Below are 16,596 nucleotides of genomic sequence, written 5' to 3'. Positions count from 1 at the left end.
GGGTAATTCATTAAACCTGCACTATGAGTTTTTGGAGAGTATTACTGGCCATTATTTTTCCGCCTTTATCCGTCATTGGTAAAGGTTGCGGATCTTTTCTTATTGTTCTTCTTTTAACCTTTTGCGGTTGGGTTCCCGGAGTAATAGCTGCTTTGGTGATCCTTAATAATCCCAGCTGAAGGTTGTATCTTTGCCAGTGATGAATAAGAAGGTTGCCGCAAAGGATTTAGGCTTAATGGACTACAAAGAAACCTGGGACTACCAGGAGTTGTTGTTTCAGAAAACCATTGATCTTAAAATTAAAAACAGGCGGGAGGAAACCCACCTTGAAACGCCTAACCATTTCCTGTTTGTGGATCATCCGCATGTCTATACTTTGGGTAAGAGTGGGGATATTACCAATCTGCTGGTTGATGAAAAGCAACTTACGGCCAGGGGAGCGCAATTTTACAAGATAAACAGGGGCGGAGACATCACTTACCACGGGCCAGGACAGATTGTAGGCTATCCCATATTAGATCTTGATAATTTCTTTACAGACATTCATAAATATTTACGCCTTCTTGAAGAAATGGTGATCCTGACTTTGGCTGAGTATGGCCTGAAAGCTGAGCGCTCCGAAGGCGAAACCGGGGTGTGGCTTGATGTGGGCACACCTTTTGCCCGGAAGATCTGCGCCATGGGTGTAAGGGCAAGCCGCTGGGTTACCATGCATGGTTTCGCCTTGAATGTAAATGCCGATTTAGGGTATTTTGATCTGATGATCCCATGTGGAATAAAGGGTAAGGCGGTCACTTCCTTGAACGTGGAGCTGGGCCAAAAAGAAGTTTCAATGGAGGAGGTGAAGAAAAAACTGCTAAAACATTTTTCCCAGCTTTTTGAGGCCCAGATAATAAAAGAAAAAACCGAGACCTAAGCCCCGGTTTTTAAATTTTGAAATACTATTTACTAAGGTTGGTAAGTACAGTACTGCTCATTAATTTACCGCTTTTATTAAAACTTTCCTGCTTCACCATGCCTACATCTTCTGCCAACCATAGGCGGGATGGAAAATTTTGACTGGCCATCATCATTTTAGACTGGTTTTCACTATAAATGACGTAGCAGTCAAAAGTACCTGCAGGAGTAGTAATTGTTTCCTTCTTCTCCACCTTTCTGTTGATCATATCTACCTGAGAATTCATATTCATGCCACTCATGCTAATTTTCATTATAACGTTGGCATCCGGTAATTCCATACCCACCTCCAGGTCATTTGGAAGCTCAATATCCGTCCCGGAAACTTCCATTTCCATATCACCAAATTGCTGAAGCATTTGATTGGACATTAAGGATTCGTAGTCAATCGTTACCGTATTCCCTGTGCAGGAATAGGTAAATTCTGAAGTAAAGGCTTCCTTGCCCTTATCATCCATGTATTTCATAACCATAGTTGCCGAAGAGGTACTACCCTCATCTAGTACATTGGAAACTGTGTAACTAATAGTTCCCTGAGTTTTACCCTTGCCATTATATGAAGTGTACTCTAATGTAGTACCCTCTTCCATAGGGTAATATTTACTGCAATTCTGAGCTGTTACTGGTATTGCTAAAACGAATAGCAATCCCATTAAAAATAGTTTTATTTTCATAGTTTAAATTTTAATAAATTCCACCCTTCTGTTTTGGGCTTTACCGTCTATGGAATTATTATCGCCTACAGGTTCGGATTCTCCCTTGCCCTCGCTTTGCAGCCTGCCGGAATCGACATTATATACATTAACAAGAGCATTTTGCACGGCCTCTGCCCGTTTTTTGGATAGTTCCATATTAAAAGAGTCATCGCCATCGGCATCGGTATGGCCGACAATATTGAGGTTCATACCACTTTCCTGTTGTAAAACCTGTGAAATCTGCCGAATTATTCCCATAGATTGAGGTTGTATGTTCGCCGAACCTGAGTCAAACAAAATACCGTTGGTGGATACCCTTCCATCTGCGATCAATTTTCTCCGTAAATCGAGCCCTCCTTCAGCAATTTTTAAATTTGTAATAAATAAATTTTCTTTTCCGTCTTTAAAGGTGTTCAGATGAAATTTAAGTGCAGTAATTACATTTCCGGCAGGGAGCATCCGTGGAATATCCACATATTTTTTCTCGTTAATCCACATACGAAACCTTTGTTTGTTGACAGCAATAGAAACATGAGGCTGATTTAGCACAGTCTCCCTTAAATCTGCATTTACTACGTTGTTGATCTCCACACCACCACCTTGACGGTGATAATTTTGAACACGTATTCCAATAGCAGAATACTGGCAAAATGGAATCAGGGCTCTAGCATAGGCATCTTTGAGCGAAAAGGAGTTATTATCACTGAGTTCTACTTGTAACGTAGCTGTAGAAGAAGTCTTATTGTCCAGGCCAGTTGCGAGAATATCAAACTCAATCGTGTACTCTTCGGGCAAGCTGGGAACATCAGGTATGTAATATGTGTTATGACCAGGTAAAATTTTAAGCCATTTTTGAGGAGAATCATTTATTGTTACTATTTCACCACTTCCGTTGGTATTCCATTTGGAAGGAAAATCACCAACAAAGTCATTTGAGAAATCATCGAAAAACAATAGTTTATCTCCAGGGACATAATCGAACTTGCTGTAGACTTCAATGGTTTTAGGGTCATTTACAGGAGTATTTCCGGCGGAGCCGGCATTGGGTTCAGAACCACTTCCCTGGCTCTGTGGCTCCGCAGGTATGTTATCAACAGGAGATCCTTGTTTTCCTTTACTCCCAGGTTCCAAAATACTGTCTAAAACAGCGTCTGTTTTTTCCGAAGTTTCCTTTTCAACTCTACGTTCAACCGTGCGTTCCGCTGCTCGTTCCGCTGCTTTTCCTAATTTTTTTAATAATTGAGCGCTCGCATCCGGAGTTGCAAACAGAAATAGAAGCAGAGGAAGAATAAGAAGGAGTTGCTGTTTGTGTGCTTTCATGATTACCGAAGTGTTTGAAATATCTTAAAAATACGATATTTTAGGCATATTATAGGAAGTATTACCAATCTTTTTACGTCATAAAAAACCTACAAATATCTAAATATTAGTACGTTACTAAAAGTAAATAAAAATAACTTTCCAGGGATTAAAATTGTATAATTGGTTCTTTAATCTGTACAGATGGTCTTCAGTAAAGACTTAGTTTATTTTATAAAGTACAAGCGCATTTTCCTGATCCTTACAAACAAATTCTATCTTACGGTCATTGTCAATATCATCCAGGTCTATCATGGAATATCCAAATACCGGAAAATTTTGAATTGGCACCGCATTACTGTCAAACAGATACACCTTTTGACTTTGGATATCCGTTACACCGACGTAAATTTTATCATGAACATAAAATATGACGGGATGGGTATAGACCCCTAGATCCAGTGTTATATTCTTACCTTTAATACTTAGAATATTTTCATTATTAGTAACCAGGGTTTTGTTTGTGGCGTCCAGTCCGTGATCTTCAGAATAGTTAAACTTTGTTTTCGAAACTTTTCCTTTGGTATCAATAGAGTAGAGGGTACCATTTTTATCTGTGACGATAAAATTATTTTTGTATAAATACGTGTTGTTAGAGGAAAATTCAATTTTCTCAGTTACCTTAACTCTCGAATTACCTACACGATTCATTATTTTAAGTTCCCCATTTTCCAACATAAAAACCAAATAGTCTTTATTCCCAATTTTAATATGTTTGGGTGCTGAAAGGACCGGGCTGCCTGTATCTGTATATTTAAAACCCCTTACCGATTTACCTTTTGAATTATACATAAAAACTTTTGATCCCTGAGTAATGACAAAGCGGTAATTTCTTTTTCCCTCATAATCGAATACCGCAAGTTCATTTAAGTTACCGCCGGGGAAATTCATATTAAAAGGTGCTACTTCTTTACCGTTTCTGTCCAGAATCAGGAACTCATTTCCGGTGGTAAAAGCTAATTGTAATCGTCCATTTTTATATAGGTCTACCTGACTTATTTTGCCTTGTATTGTTCCTTTTAACTGTTTTTTCCATAATATTTTGCCCTGTGTGGATATTAAATACAAATTATTATCCTGGTCCTGTACCACAATTTCTTTTTTGTTGGTCCTGTGATTTTTTACAAATTGAGGGTTAGTAGCTAAATCACTGTCTAATTCTACCCGGAAAAGGGCAGAAATAGTATTGCTCTCTTTTTCCCTATACTTTTTTTGAATAAGTAGATTGGTATGATAAAAATTTGCATCGGCCACAATTTGTCCGGCAAAAATATAATTGGAAGCTTCGGTTTTATTAAAATCATTTAATAGTTCCTTAGTGCAATGCATTTCCAGGATATCTTCCATGCCTTTTGCATTAGCCATAAAAACAATACTCGATTCATCTGCGAGAACTTTGCGCGCAGATTCATATAACATACTTTTGTCAAATGTGGAGCCACTGCTATTGTCCCGGATTATTCCTTGTAAGACCTCAAGTTCCTCTGAGAAGATAAAAGTGTTTTCCAGTATAGTATAATAATTGGCTTTAAACTCCTTAAGCAGTGGATTAAAGTATTCATAAAGAAATTTATTGCTAACAAGTTCGAAAGTTTCACGACCCATATATATGGCATTGTTGCTGCTTTTATCCTCTAGATACTTCGTGATGTTTTCTGCGCCATAAGTGCTTAGGATAACTGCTTTTTTGTTTTCAATAAACAGAACGCCAATTTCTTCAACGGTATTGAAAACACTGTCTCTTTTAAACGCCGCTTCTAAATAGTCTTTCTGATTTTGGGCAAAAACATCATAATTATCAAAAGAAAAGGAAATAAATGCATCTGTATTTGCGGGCATCTTTGCACTTAAGTTGCCAATCGCAGGTCTTGTATTCTTGAATAAGCTAAGCAAGTTTTTGGTTGAATCTTTGGCAATTGATATACCGTTCAATTGCAGGAAGTCTTGAGAAGGTTCTATGTCAAAGGTGACCCAATCTGCAAAACCCGAAAATTGTATTGCAGTATCTTTTTTAAAAACATAATCATTCATCCAATTACTTTGTTCCAGATTCAGGTAAACGGAAGCAGATTTATCACTATTCGAAGTTTCAAACAGCGAATTAAGAACAGGGTCAATTTCGGTATTCATATTATCAATGATGGCATCTATTAGATTGAGAGATGATCCAAGTATTATTTGCCGATCCAGTTCAATACTAAAAAAAGTACTTTGCTTTATTTCGTACCTATTATAGCTTCTGCCTTCATAAGAGACTGATTCAATGGTAGGGCTTTTATCCTTATCAGGATTAACAAAGCTCAGTGGTTTATCAGAAACATAAATGAATTCAGAATTTAGAGAATCAATTTCAGTAAAGGCAAGGATACCACTGGTGTCGCTTTGAACAAGTTCAAGTGCTTTCATTCTACCCAGGATATGGTCATAATTCGTTGTTGAATACAACGGCTTTAAAAAGTCATTGTTTTTAAGTTCACTTTTTAAATTCGTCAGATTATTAACTTTAATTATTACCGAAGCATTTTGGGGGAGATAATTTAAAAGTGGTGTTGTAGATTCTTTTTGTTTCTGACATGAAAGGATGCTGAAAACTATGAAGGTGAAAACTAATATAAATCTCATGTAAAATGCTTTGCCACAAATTTAAAACTTTATCTACTTTTATCTATGCCCTAATCAGGGAAGTTATTTATGATAAAATACGAAATGGCATTCCGTGAATTTAATTCAAAGAGAATATATGGAAGATGTACATTATAAATTAAGCTTTAGTTGATGGGGCAATAATTTAAAGCTCTTTCTGTGGTATTTGGTAATGCCGTAATCAATTATAGCTTGCCTGTGCTCTTCAGTACCATACCCTTTATTTTGTTTCCAATTGTACATCGGAAATTCTTCATGAATTTTTTCCATATAGGCATCTCTATAGGTTTTAGCCAATATTGATGCTGCTGCAATACTTTGAAATTTGCTATCCCCCTTTACAATACATTTATATGGAATATCATTAATTGGCTTAAATCTGTTGCCGTCTACTATTAAAAAGTCAGGAACTTTAGAAAGCTTTTCTATTGCCTGATGCATGGCAAGGATGGATGCGTTGAGAATATTAATAGTATCGATTATCTCGGTTTCAATATGCGCTACACCATAAGATAAGGCACTAGCTTCAATAAGAGGGCGTAGTTTGTTTCTGGTAGATGCTGATAATTTCTTGGAATCATTAAGCGATTCATCGGCAAATGAGGTTGGCAATATGACCGCAGCCGCAGTAACTGGTCCTGCCAGGCAGCCTCTTCCGGCTTCATCTGTTCCGGCCTCAAATTCAATTTCCTTAAAATATTTTAACATTATATAAGCTTAAATAATGGACAAAACCTAAGAGTCATTATCATATGTTTAGGAATTTTCAAAAAAAAGCAATCATAATTTAATATTTACGACCTATTTATTACAATATCGTAATAATTGGGGATATTTTAACAAAAAATAGCTTCGAGCCTTTATATTACTTGCGTAGTTAACAATTAATTATGATTTTTGCGATGACTAATTCAAAAATTCTATTTAAATGAGATCAAAGTTAACTTGGATGTTAACACCTCTTTTGGTGTTATGCATTTCTTTCTCTTATGGACAGGAGAAAACGATTTCGGGTAATGTGACAGACCAAAGCGGCTTGCCACTCCCGGGAGTATCTATTGTAGTTGTTTCAACAACTACAGGAACACAAACAGATTTTGACGGTAATTATTCCATACAAGCCAGTGAAGGAGCTGTTCTTCGTTTTAGCTATATTGGACAAAAGACCGCTAACAGGACAGTTGGTTCGGACAACACTATCAATCTTCAAATGGAAGAGGATGCTCAGGCATTGGAGGAAGTAGTTGTTACCGCACTTGGCATTACTAAAAGTTCCAGAACCTTAGGATATGGTACAGATGTCGTAAAAGGTGAGGAGTTGGTAAAAGCCAGAGAAACCAACATTGTTAACTCATTACAGGGAAAAGTAACGGGTGTACAAATAACCAATACCGGGGGTAACCTGGGTGGGTCATCTAAAATCATTATTCGTGGTGTGTCTTCCTTGAGCGGGGCAAACAATCCGCTTTGGGTTGTGGACGGGGTTTTGATAAACAACTCACAGACTCCTACCGGAAGTAGAATAACTGGTAACAGGGATTTTTCCAATGGAGCCGCCGTAGTGAACCCGGATGATGTTGAAACAATCAACATTTTAAAAGGTGCAGCCGCTACAGCTCTTTATGGTTCTCGTGCTGCGGCAGGGGCTATCATCGTAACTACCAAAAAAGGTAGAGGCGGAGATGGTGCAGCATCAGTAACATTTAATTCCTCGACAAGATTCGACAATTTGTTCAGGATTCCTGATTATCAGCAGGAATATGCGATGGGTACCAATGGTCAATACGATTCTGGTAGCGTTGGATTTGACTGGGGCCCCAGAATTGAAGGTCAAACAGTTCCTAATGCACCAGTTACAAATGCACCAGGACAGCTTAAAGCTGTAAAGGATAATGGAGTAAACGATTTTTATAAAACTGGGATAACACGGATCAACAATTTTGCCATAGGGGATGCCAGTGAAAAAATGGATTATAGGATGAGTGTTACTTCCTTAAACCAAAATGGGATTTTGCCAGGATCTAGTTTGGACAGGATTACTATTGGTTTGAATGCCGGGGTAAGACACAGTGAAAAATTGGAATCCAGATTTAGTGTACAGTATACTACAACTAAAACCAGGGGTACAGGTGCCACAGGTGCGAATGATCCAAACATTATTGGTTTGAGTAATTTCAGTAGTAATTTGGATCAGAGACTCTTCGATCCATGGATAGATGAATCTGGAAATCAAATAAACCAGATTGTTGATAATCAGGGGGTATTATCCAATAACCCACTTTGGTTAAGGTACGAGAATAAAAATGACAGGGACGAGGATCGTGTTTTTGGTAACGCTCAGCTTACCTGGAAACCCTTGAGAAATTTCAGTATTTTAGGGAGAGTAGGTATTGACCTTGCGGATGATAGACGTTTACTTACAAACCGAAAGGGTACGATACAGCGTCTTTTTGGTGATTTTAATTCGGATAACATAAGAAGGAACGAGCTTACTTCAGATTTAATTGCTACCTACAGCAACGATTTTTCAGATGATTGGTCTTTGACTGTTTTTGGTGGTATGCAGTACAACTCAAGAACCTTTGAAAGGCAGCGTATACAAGGTGTTGATCTTTTAATTCCTGAACTGTTCAGCCCTGGAAATGCGGCACAAGTAATTGCAGAAAGGGATTACTCTCTAAGGACGTTGTTTGGGATCTATGGTTCTGCAGAAATAGACTATAAAGATTGGGCAATCTTAACGTTAACCGCGAGAAATGATTATTCCTCTACTTTACCTGAAGACAACAACTCTTATTTTTATCCTTCTGCTAGTTTAGCATTTGTATTTACCGATGCTTTTAACATGCAAAGTAATGTATTGAGTTTTGGTAAATTCAGAGCAAGTTGGGCACAGGTTGGTAATGATACTACTCCGTACTTATTGAATTTTAATTTTAACCCTGTAACTACGGCAACGGGTCAGTATAGCTTAAATAATAATTTCCCATTTAATGGGGCATTGGCCTATTCGGCATCCAATACTATACCGCCTAGTAACTTGGTTCCGGAACAACAGACTTCCTATGAATTTGGATTGGATCTGAAATTCTTTAACGGCAGGTTAAACCTGGATGCTTCTTACTTTAATAATAAAAACGAGAATCAAATCCTAAACATTCCTATTCCAGAAACTACAGGTTTTGCTTTTAGGACAACAAATGTAGGTAGGGTAGATCAAACAGGTTTTGAAATAGCTCTTGATGCCCTTGCTGTTCAAAGTAAAAATGGAAATTTTGCATGGAACACAGCTGTGAATTTCTCTAAGGTAGATTCAGAAGTGGTTTCTTTGACAGATGGTTTGGAACGTGTGGTTATCGCATCTGGCTTTAATAGTGTTCAGGTGGTTGCTGTTCCTGGTCAGGAATTCCAGCTATTTGCTATTCCTCATCTTAAGGATGAAGAAACCGGAAGACCAATAATAGATCCCAATACAGGTAGAAGACAAGCAGGAGAAGCTACAACATTAGGTTCTGTTCTTCCTGATTGGACAGGAGGCTGGGTGAATAACTTTACTTATAAAGGTTTTAGTTTAAACGCAACTGTGGATGTTAGATGGGGAGGTGTTATGAAATCATCAACTGTTGAGAATTTACAGACAGGTGGTTTGGTAACAGAAACCCTTCAAAACAGGGAAGGAACTTTTATAGATACAGAAGGTATTATTGTAACAGATAACGGTGACGGAACTTTTGACAGAAGGGATAATGATGTTCCCTTGTTAAATGCCCAGGATTTCTGGACTTCTTTAAATGATAATAGCGTTGCAGAACCTTATATCTATGATGCAACCTATGTTAAATTAAGGGAAATGGGTTTATCATACACCTTTTCTTCGAAACTGTTGGGAGAAAGTTTTATCAAAGGCCTGACAATTGGGGTTGAGGGAAGAAATCTTGCCTTGCTATATTCCAAAGTACCGCACATAGATCCTGAAGCTACATTGTTCGGCTCAGGTGCGGATGGTTTTGGAATTGAAAGAGCCAGCGTTCCTTCTACAAGAAGTATAGGTTTTAACATAAGGCTAAGTTTCTAATAAAAAAAAATATAAGACATGAAAAGACTAAAATTAATTTTACTTTGTTTTGTGTTTATATCGGGTACCTTTTCATCCTGTGATGATAAACTAGATATAAATACCGATCCTTTGGCAGCTACAAGTGCTGATCCAAATGCTGTACTTCCTTTTGTTTTTGTACAGTATTCTTCAAGGAAGGTGACAGAATTAGGAACCAGAATATGTGATGTATCACAATATATATCAAACACATTCAACAGTCCTAAAAATGGTAGCACGAGTATTTTCCTTACTGGAAATACATGGGGCATGATGTATAATCAGGTATTGGGTAACCTTTCGCTGGTTATAGCAGATGCAGAGGCAGCTGGTCCTACCCAGAATAACGTTAATGCAATAGCCACTATCCTTAGCGCTCATATTTATTTTGAGCTAACCAGTATTTGGGAAGATGTTCCTTATTCTGAGGCATTAAATGGCCAGGATTTTCCTTCGCCAAATTTTGATGATCAGCAGTCAGTACTTAACGGTGTGGTTTCTTTATATGATGAGGCTATCGCTCTTATAGATAGCAGACAACTCGATGGAGAGTTTGCTATAACCGCGAGTAGTGATCAGTTCTATGGCGGTGATATGGATAAATGGAGAGTTTTGGCAAATTCTTTGAAATTGCGCGCTTTAATGCTGTTGCGTAATGGGGGAGCCAATGTGGATGCGCAAATTAATGCAACATTAGCACAACCATTAATGGCCTCCAATGACGAAGCGGCATATCTTATCTATTCTGGTGCACCTGGTGCACAGAATGGAATGCAGACTATTATTACGGCGTTCTTTGGTCCTGATAATGAAAGCCAGAATGTATTTGGCCCTGGCCCACCAATTGACGAACTATTAAGAGATTCCGGAGATCCAAGATACGACCTTTGGGTGGCAAGAAATGACTTGCCGGCACCTGAACTCGCTTTCTTTCCGGATAATTCTACTTCTGTGTTAAGTAACAATATCATTAGATTTGATCTGCCTGATATGCTAATGTTGCCATCAGAAATTGATCTTTATAAAGCAGAATTAGCGCTCGAAGGTTTTGCTGCTGCGGGATCTGCAGATGCCAATTACAGAGCAGGGGTCACAAATTCACTCAGATGGTGGGGACAAGATATTCCGGGTGTATTGGCAACTCTTACAGAAGCTGATATTACAGGTTATGTTAGTAGCTTAGCAGCTCCTACTATTGAGGACGTTTACAATGAACAATATCTTTCAGCATTTCTGATGCCGGTAATGGCATGGACGCATGTAAGAAGAAATCAGATCCCCGTATTAGATGCACCACCTGCATCTACTATCGGAACTACATTGAGAAGATTTAACTATCCTCCTGATGAAGTAACAAGTAATCCAAATACACCGGCTAATTTGCCTACCGAAACACCAATGTGGTTTGAAAACTAATAAAAACGTAAAAAAGATGAAAAAAATAGTATATATAGCATCCGCGTTGGCACTCATTTTAACTGGATGTACCGAAGAATATGATCTTAACGACCGAGATCTTTCGGTTGAAGAATTGCCGGCATATGTGGCTTTTGATTCACCCGGTACAAATGTAAATCCTGGTCCTACTGATGTGACAGAAGATGAAGGTACTGTAGAACTAAATGTTGAAGTCCCTACCGGTACATTATCTACGGTTACTGTAAATTACTCTTTCAGCGGAACGGCTGTCTTTGGAACAGACTTTATCGTAGATGGAGCAACCAGTGCAGGAGGAACTTTGGATATTGCTTTACCATCAAGTCCGGCTGTTGACGGTAGGCCTATTAACGATGATATCGTTGTAGAACTATTACTAGACGATGTTGCCGATGGTGATAAGACATTAATAGTTACTTTGGATTCAGCTTCCAATGCTGAAGGAGCTTTGGAAGTAGGTCGGGGAGGTACGGATTTGTTAAAATCTATAACTGTGAATATCTTAGATATTGACTAAGGGTTCTTAGATACCAAATTATTAAAACGAAAGGGTTGCAATGTAAATTGCGACCCTTTTTTTATACCCGATAATTACTCCTGTTTACATCTAAAACCTTTAAGATGTGGATAGTATTCTCTGGATATTAATCATCTGATTCTGCAATGAGAGGGCTTAAATAAGTGATATTACCTTTAATTTCAATACCAAAAGAATATTTTACCTAAAGCTTTTGTGTCATAAGTTTGGTTATAGTTTCGATCTTATTTCTCTTAGTAAAATTAGATTTCACAAAGCTTTAACTCATGTTGTATTGTTTTCCAACTTCTATCATGAATTTGGCACTGCAATACAGCAGTGTATTATGCTTGTAGGGCCCCCTCTCTCGTTAAATGGGGCCGTAGAACAGCATAATCCAATTAAGAGAATAATTGCTGTAATTGGAATATGGAATTGGATGAATACGCTTTTTACATCTCGGGGGAGTAATTAAAAGGACGCTATAGATCGGAAGAGCTCAACCATCACTTGTCTTACCTTAAAATGGGATAGGCGAAATCACAAACCAGCATATTCAACTGGTTCTAAAATTCTAGATTTTAGTATTACAATTTAAATAGAGGAGCTATTCTACCGCAAATTCAAATATTTCAGAAGTAGAGGAGTTATTTTGACTATCTGTAGTAATTACAGACCAGTAATAAATGGCTCCAGAGGTTATAGGGGCATCTAAATTGCTTTCTTCTGTAGTTCCTAATTCTGTTGTTGGATTTGTATCCGTTCCAAAGAAAATGCTATATCCTACTATGTCATCATCAATATCGCTGGCAGCCCATTGTAAATTCACGGAGGTAGCGGAAGCAATAGTTGCTCCTCTTGCCGGATTGATCGCTTCTGCAGGAAAGGGAGCATAGTTTTCAATTCCCGGTCCTTGATTGTAAAACTTTGCTTTTGTACTTGAAGCAGTTTCGTTGGTGCCGTTTGCTTTAGATACTACGAACCACTCGTACGGAGTTCCCCTATCAATTGTTATGGTGGCATCGTTAGTGGTCGAATTTGATTTCGAAGAAGTGTTGGTATTTATATTTCTAAGGTTAATCTCATAAGTGTCTGTATTTTCTGAAGCATTCCACTGAAACGTCACAGCACTTTTCGTTTCATCGGTACCGGATACCACACCTTCATTGCATTCGGTATTATCAGCAGGAAAAACCAATGTGGCTGCAGATGGTGCGGCAACTACTGGCGGAGTAGTTGAATCATCAGTACTGGAATCACTTCCACCACAGGCCATAAGCAAAAACAGTATAATAACTGAATAAACTTTAGATGCTATTTTCATTTTCTTATTATTTTATAATTTAACAATGTATGCTCTGTTTTTACATTAAGTAAATAAATGCCTTTGGCAAGTACATCTACGTTAAACTTAACTTCATTATCTATGACGCTAAAAGGTTTGCTGAACACTTTTAACCCGTTAATAGTAAACAGGGTTAATTCTACCTGCTTTGTCTTATTTGAATTGCCCATATAAACGGTTAGATCACCGCTTGACACAGGATTTGGATAAATGAAAAGTTCAGAAGTTAAAACAATAGTTTCTTCATAAACTCCCTGGCAATCCTTGTCTGTTTTAACAGAGAGTGTGTTTTCAACTCCGGAAAGAGGAAGCGTAATTGAACTTTCGGAAGTTTCATATCTACTACCATTAAGTGTAATAAAATAGTTCTTTCCACCGCTGAAATTAAGAATCACCTCATTGTTAAGGGAACTAATTTTTGAGGAAACAGAAAGTGCTTCCGGCTCCGATATTGTTACATCAAAGCAGTTTTCGTAACCAGCCTGTCCCTCAACAGTGATACACATAGTATAATTACCAGTGGCCAAATTTTCAAAAACCGTAGCATCCGTAAAATTAATGGAAGTATCAACTCCTGCTCCCGTAAGTGTAGCCGAATAGTTTAAAGCAGATTCAGCAGTAATTTCTATACTCCCGTTGTTACTGGAAATACAAGACTCCCCAATAGACAATACCCTGAAATTTGTACTTGGTAGTGAAAACACAGTACACCCGGTAACATCAACCACAGCGCCTGCTGGAGTATTCGGACAGGTATCTATCGTATTGGGCACTCCATCATTATCATTGTCGTCATCACAGACATCGCCAATATTATCGTTGTCCGCATCTTCTTGATTTGGGTTGGCTATAAGTGGACAATTATCGTTAATGTCTAAAACTCCATCGTTGTCATCATCCGTATCGCAGACATCCCCCTCTCCGTCGGAGTCGGTATCTAGTTGATTGGAATTAGATATCAACGGACAGTTATCATCTACATCCAAAATACCATCATTGTCATCATCTTCATCGTCCTGGAAACCATCTACAACAAAATCATCAATTATCACGCCCTCTCTGGTTACTGCAGGATCGGACTGGAAAACGATACGGAAAATAACATTGCTTTCTCCCGTCAAATCTGTTTCACCTAATACTGCATTAGCTATAAAGTCGTAGGCATACTCCTGTAGTTCGCCTATTTGTCCATCTGGAATTTCCCCGGTCCATTGTGCGCCGGGGCAATTCTGGCAATCATCATCAGTCCCTGAAGAAGCGTTGGTTCTATCGCTATTATACCAATTGGGTTGACTATTTATATTACCTAATACTTGCCAATTATTTCCTGAATCTGTTGAATATTCAACATAAACAATATCAAAATTAAGTTCAAGGTCAAAGGCCATTTTAAATTTAAGCACAGGAGCTACGATATTTGAAAGCTCGTAGCAGTTACTAACCAGAAATGCTTTTGTGTTGTCTGGATGATTTCCACCAAGGCTCGTACCGTATACTTGGGTCCCTGATGCTGCTGTACCTAATTTTGTACCCGTTGGCACCCCTAGTTCCCAAAGCACGTCCTCTGTTCTGTCGTTAAATGTCAAAAGTGCGTCGTCTAATGTTTCAAAGGTGTTTACCAATCCACCTAGACCAAATCCATTGCTATAAAAAGCACTATTGATTTTATTGTTATCCGCAAAAGCATCATTTGTTATAGTGGCTTCTGCATTTAAGTTTACCGGACCAGTAAAATTTAGATTTTGAATTGGTAAAGTTATTGTGGTTTGCGCATCACCAATCAAATTCCCTGTCCATTGAAAGGTTTGATCTCCGCCATCATTAAGACTATAAATAACCTCTATTGAGGTAATTGCATTTAAACCCTTATTTTTTACTACTATTTCCGGAGCAAATTCTCCACACAGTACCGAGCCGGAAGCAGGGCTAAGGGATATTACCTCTATATCATCATCTGGAACTTTAATTGGAATAGGGGATTGCCATACACCCCTTCCATATGTGGAAGCTGTTAGGATTCCGTCAACCAGATTTATATCTAAATCACTTACTGCAACACTGGGCAATCCTGTAAAGTAGTCTTCCCATTCTGTTAACGTATCATCTAATCTATAGACACCCAGGCTTGTTGCAACATAGATGGGGTTGTCTACATTTCTACCTTGATGAACTATTGCAAAGTAAGCCTGGTCCTGGGGTAAATTTAGAGTTAAATCAACAACCGCCCCAGCTGCCCCATTTGTTTCTACCGGAACTTTAAAAACGCCTCTTAAATCCTGTTGTTGATTTTGGGCGAAGCCAACGCGGTTGGAGGTAGTTACATAGATAAAAGATCCATCGGTAGTGTTTATTGCGATATCCGAGATCCCTGAGTCAAAAACATTAAATTCACTAAAACTTATACCACCATCTTCACTTCTGAATACTGTATTTTCTTCAGCGGCATATAAAACCAATGGGTTGTTAGGATCAACTTCCAAATCGTCAATGGGTGTATTTCCAAGATCATCTGAGAGTCTTTCCCAGGTGTTTCCGTTTAATTTGTAAACGGCATCATATCCCGCATACACATCGCCTTCACTGCTTAATGCCAGTGGTGTTATCCAATTTCCCCTACCTGCTGGGGAATTAATTGTTCCAACAGTCTGCCCGGAGTTTGTGGAGACAAACAAGGGATCTCCATATTGTACAAAACCATAAACAATATTATTATTGGTGGGATCTACTTCGTAATCCATTCCATCACCCCCCGTATAAACATTCCAGACGTCATTGTTTCTTATAAATCCTGAATTATCCTGTAATCCTCCCACCATTTTACCGGAGTCATCCTTTGCAACGGAAATACGATAAAATTGTCCTACGGCAATACCATTGATTGTGTAATCCTGAAAAGTGACACCTCCGTCTTCAGAAACATAAATACCCCCATCGCTACCACAGTACAATTTATTGTTGAAGAACTTCAGGGTATGAATATCAGCATGGGTATAAGCAGCGGTATTTCTGAACCATTGATTTAGCTGGTCAAAACTATCCCCACCGTCTGTACTCTTCCAAATATTTAAACAACCTATATATACTTCGTCCGCATTTGTTGGAGATACTTCAATGGCAAGATCAAACCAGGCCTGATTGGACTCCAGAATATCTGTAGTGTTTGCGGTTTCCGCAAAGGAATCACCACTATCCTCCGATTTAAATAATCCCTGGTATCTATAATTGTTGCTTTGGGTATTTGCACTTAAGATGTATACTACTTCCGGATTGGCCGGGCTAATCCCAAGCACCAACCTGCCTGAATCATCAGGTAAAACATCTGCAACACTTGCAACTCTTGTAAAAGATTCACCATCGGTAGCTTTGTAGAATGAGGAGGCTGAAACGGCATAGACTGTATTCGGATCGCCGGGTTTAAGCTTAAAATCAGTGATATTTCCCACACGTTGCACATTAAACGTTACCCCGGCATCTGTTGATTTCCAGAGCCCACGATTTGAACCCACCCAAATAATATTGGAATTCGTCGGGTCTATTACGATTTCAT

General features: G+C 38.5%; 11 protein-coding genes. 5 read left to right on the top strand and 6 right to left on the bottom strand.

Annotated features, from left to right (window positions below; all coding sequences use genetic code 11):
• The first annotated feature begins 23 nt into the window (after nucleotides 1–23).
• Both WBM60_RS02015 and lipB read left to right on the top strand, forming a co-directional pair.
• A complete protein-coding gene (locus WBM60_RS02015; RefSeq protein ID WP_083930693.1) occupies nucleotides 24–179 on the top strand; it encodes a YqaE/Pmp3 family membrane protein in 156 nt (51 codons plus the stop codon).
• 20 nt (nucleotides 180–199) lie between these two features.
• Nucleotides 200–916, top strand: a complete 717-nt coding sequence (gene lipB, locus WBM60_RS02010; RefSeq protein WP_424282690.1) for a lipoyl(octanoyl) transferase LipB — start codon at nucleotides 200–202, stop codon at nucleotides 914–916.
• Between the two features lie 25 nt (nucleotides 917–941).
• Here the strand turns inward: lipB and WBM60_RS02005 are convergent, their stop codons facing one another.
• From WBM60_RS02005 to WBM60_RS01990, 4 genes are all read right to left on the bottom strand, one after another.
• Nucleotides 942–1,631 (bottom strand): hypothetical protein, encoded by a 690-nt coding sequence (locus WBM60_RS02005; protein ID WP_424259365.1) that lies wholly within the window; start codon nucleotides 1,629–1,631, stop codon nucleotides 942–944.
• 3 nt (nucleotides 1,632–1,634) lie between these two features.
• Nucleotides 1,635–2,972 carry an OmpA family protein gene (locus tag WBM60_RS02000; RefSeq protein ID WP_424259366.1) on the bottom strand — a complete coding sequence of 446 codons (1,338 nt, stop codon included), beginning with the start codon at nucleotides 2,970–2,972 and terminating at the stop codon, nucleotides 1,635–1,637.
• A 201-nt stretch (nucleotides 2,973–3,173) separates the two neighbouring features.
• The gene (locus WBM60_RS01995; protein WP_424259367.1) at nucleotides 3,174–5,633 is read right to left on the bottom strand and encodes a ribonuclease HII; all 2,460 of its coding nucleotides are present in this window, start codon (nucleotides 5,631–5,633) and stop codon (nucleotides 3,174–3,176) included.
• Between the two features lie 132 nt (nucleotides 5,634–5,765).
• Complete coding sequence (locus WBM60_RS01990) at nucleotides 5,766–6,362, bottom strand: ribonuclease HII (RefSeq protein ID WP_424259368.1); 597 nt, start codon at nucleotides 6,360–6,362, stop codon at nucleotides 5,766–5,768.
• Nucleotides 6,363–6,582: 220 nt separating this feature from the next.
• Between WBM60_RS01990 and WBM60_RS01985 the strand changes: the two genes are divergently transcribed.
• The 3 genes from WBM60_RS01985 to WBM60_RS01975 are packed head-to-tail and all read left to right on the top strand — an operon-like array spanning nucleotide 6,583 to nucleotide 11,704.
• Nucleotides 6,583–9,729, top strand: coding sequence for a SusC/RagA family TonB-linked outer membrane protein (locus tag WBM60_RS01985; protein ID WP_424282689.1), 3,147 nt, complete (start codon nucleotides 6,583–6,585; stop codon nucleotides 9,727–9,729).
• A gap of 18 nt (nucleotides 9,730–9,747) precedes the next feature.
• The gene (locus WBM60_RS01980; protein ID WP_424259370.1) at nucleotides 9,748–11,166 is read left to right on the top strand and encodes a SusD/RagB family nutrient-binding outer membrane lipoprotein; all 1,419 of its coding nucleotides are present in this window, start codon (nucleotides 9,748–9,750) and stop codon (nucleotides 11,164–11,166) included.
• A 16-nt stretch (nucleotides 11,167–11,182) separates the two neighbouring features.
• The gene (locus tag WBM60_RS01975) at nucleotides 11,183–11,704 is read left to right on the top strand and encodes a hypothetical protein (protein ID WP_424259371.1); all 522 of its coding nucleotides are present in this window, start codon (nucleotides 11,183–11,185) and stop codon (nucleotides 11,702–11,704) included.
• Between the two features lie 607 nt (nucleotides 11,705–12,311).
• Here WBM60_RS01975 and WBM60_RS01970 read toward each other — a convergent pair.
• On the bottom strand, nucleotides 12,312–13,028 hold the full coding sequence (locus tag WBM60_RS01970; RefSeq protein ID WP_424259372.1) for a hypothetical protein: 717 nt from the start codon (nucleotides 13,026–13,028) through the stop codon (nucleotides 12,312–12,314).
• On the bottom strand, nucleotides 13,025–16,596 hold a 3,572-nt coding region (locus WBM60_RS01965), incomplete at its 5' end, for a thrombospondin type 3 repeat-containing protein (RefSeq protein WP_424282687.1). The genes WBM60_RS01970 and WBM60_RS01965, both read right to left, overlap by 4 nt.

Source organism: Eudoraea sp., assembly GCF_049669105.1.
In the GTDB taxonomy this organism is placed as follows: Bacteria; Bacteroidota; Bacteroidia; order Flavobacteriales; family Flavobacteriaceae; genus Eudoraea.
The sequence above is the reverse complement of the archived record's forward strand: the minus strand, read 5'-3'. Positions and strand labels throughout refer to the sequence as shown.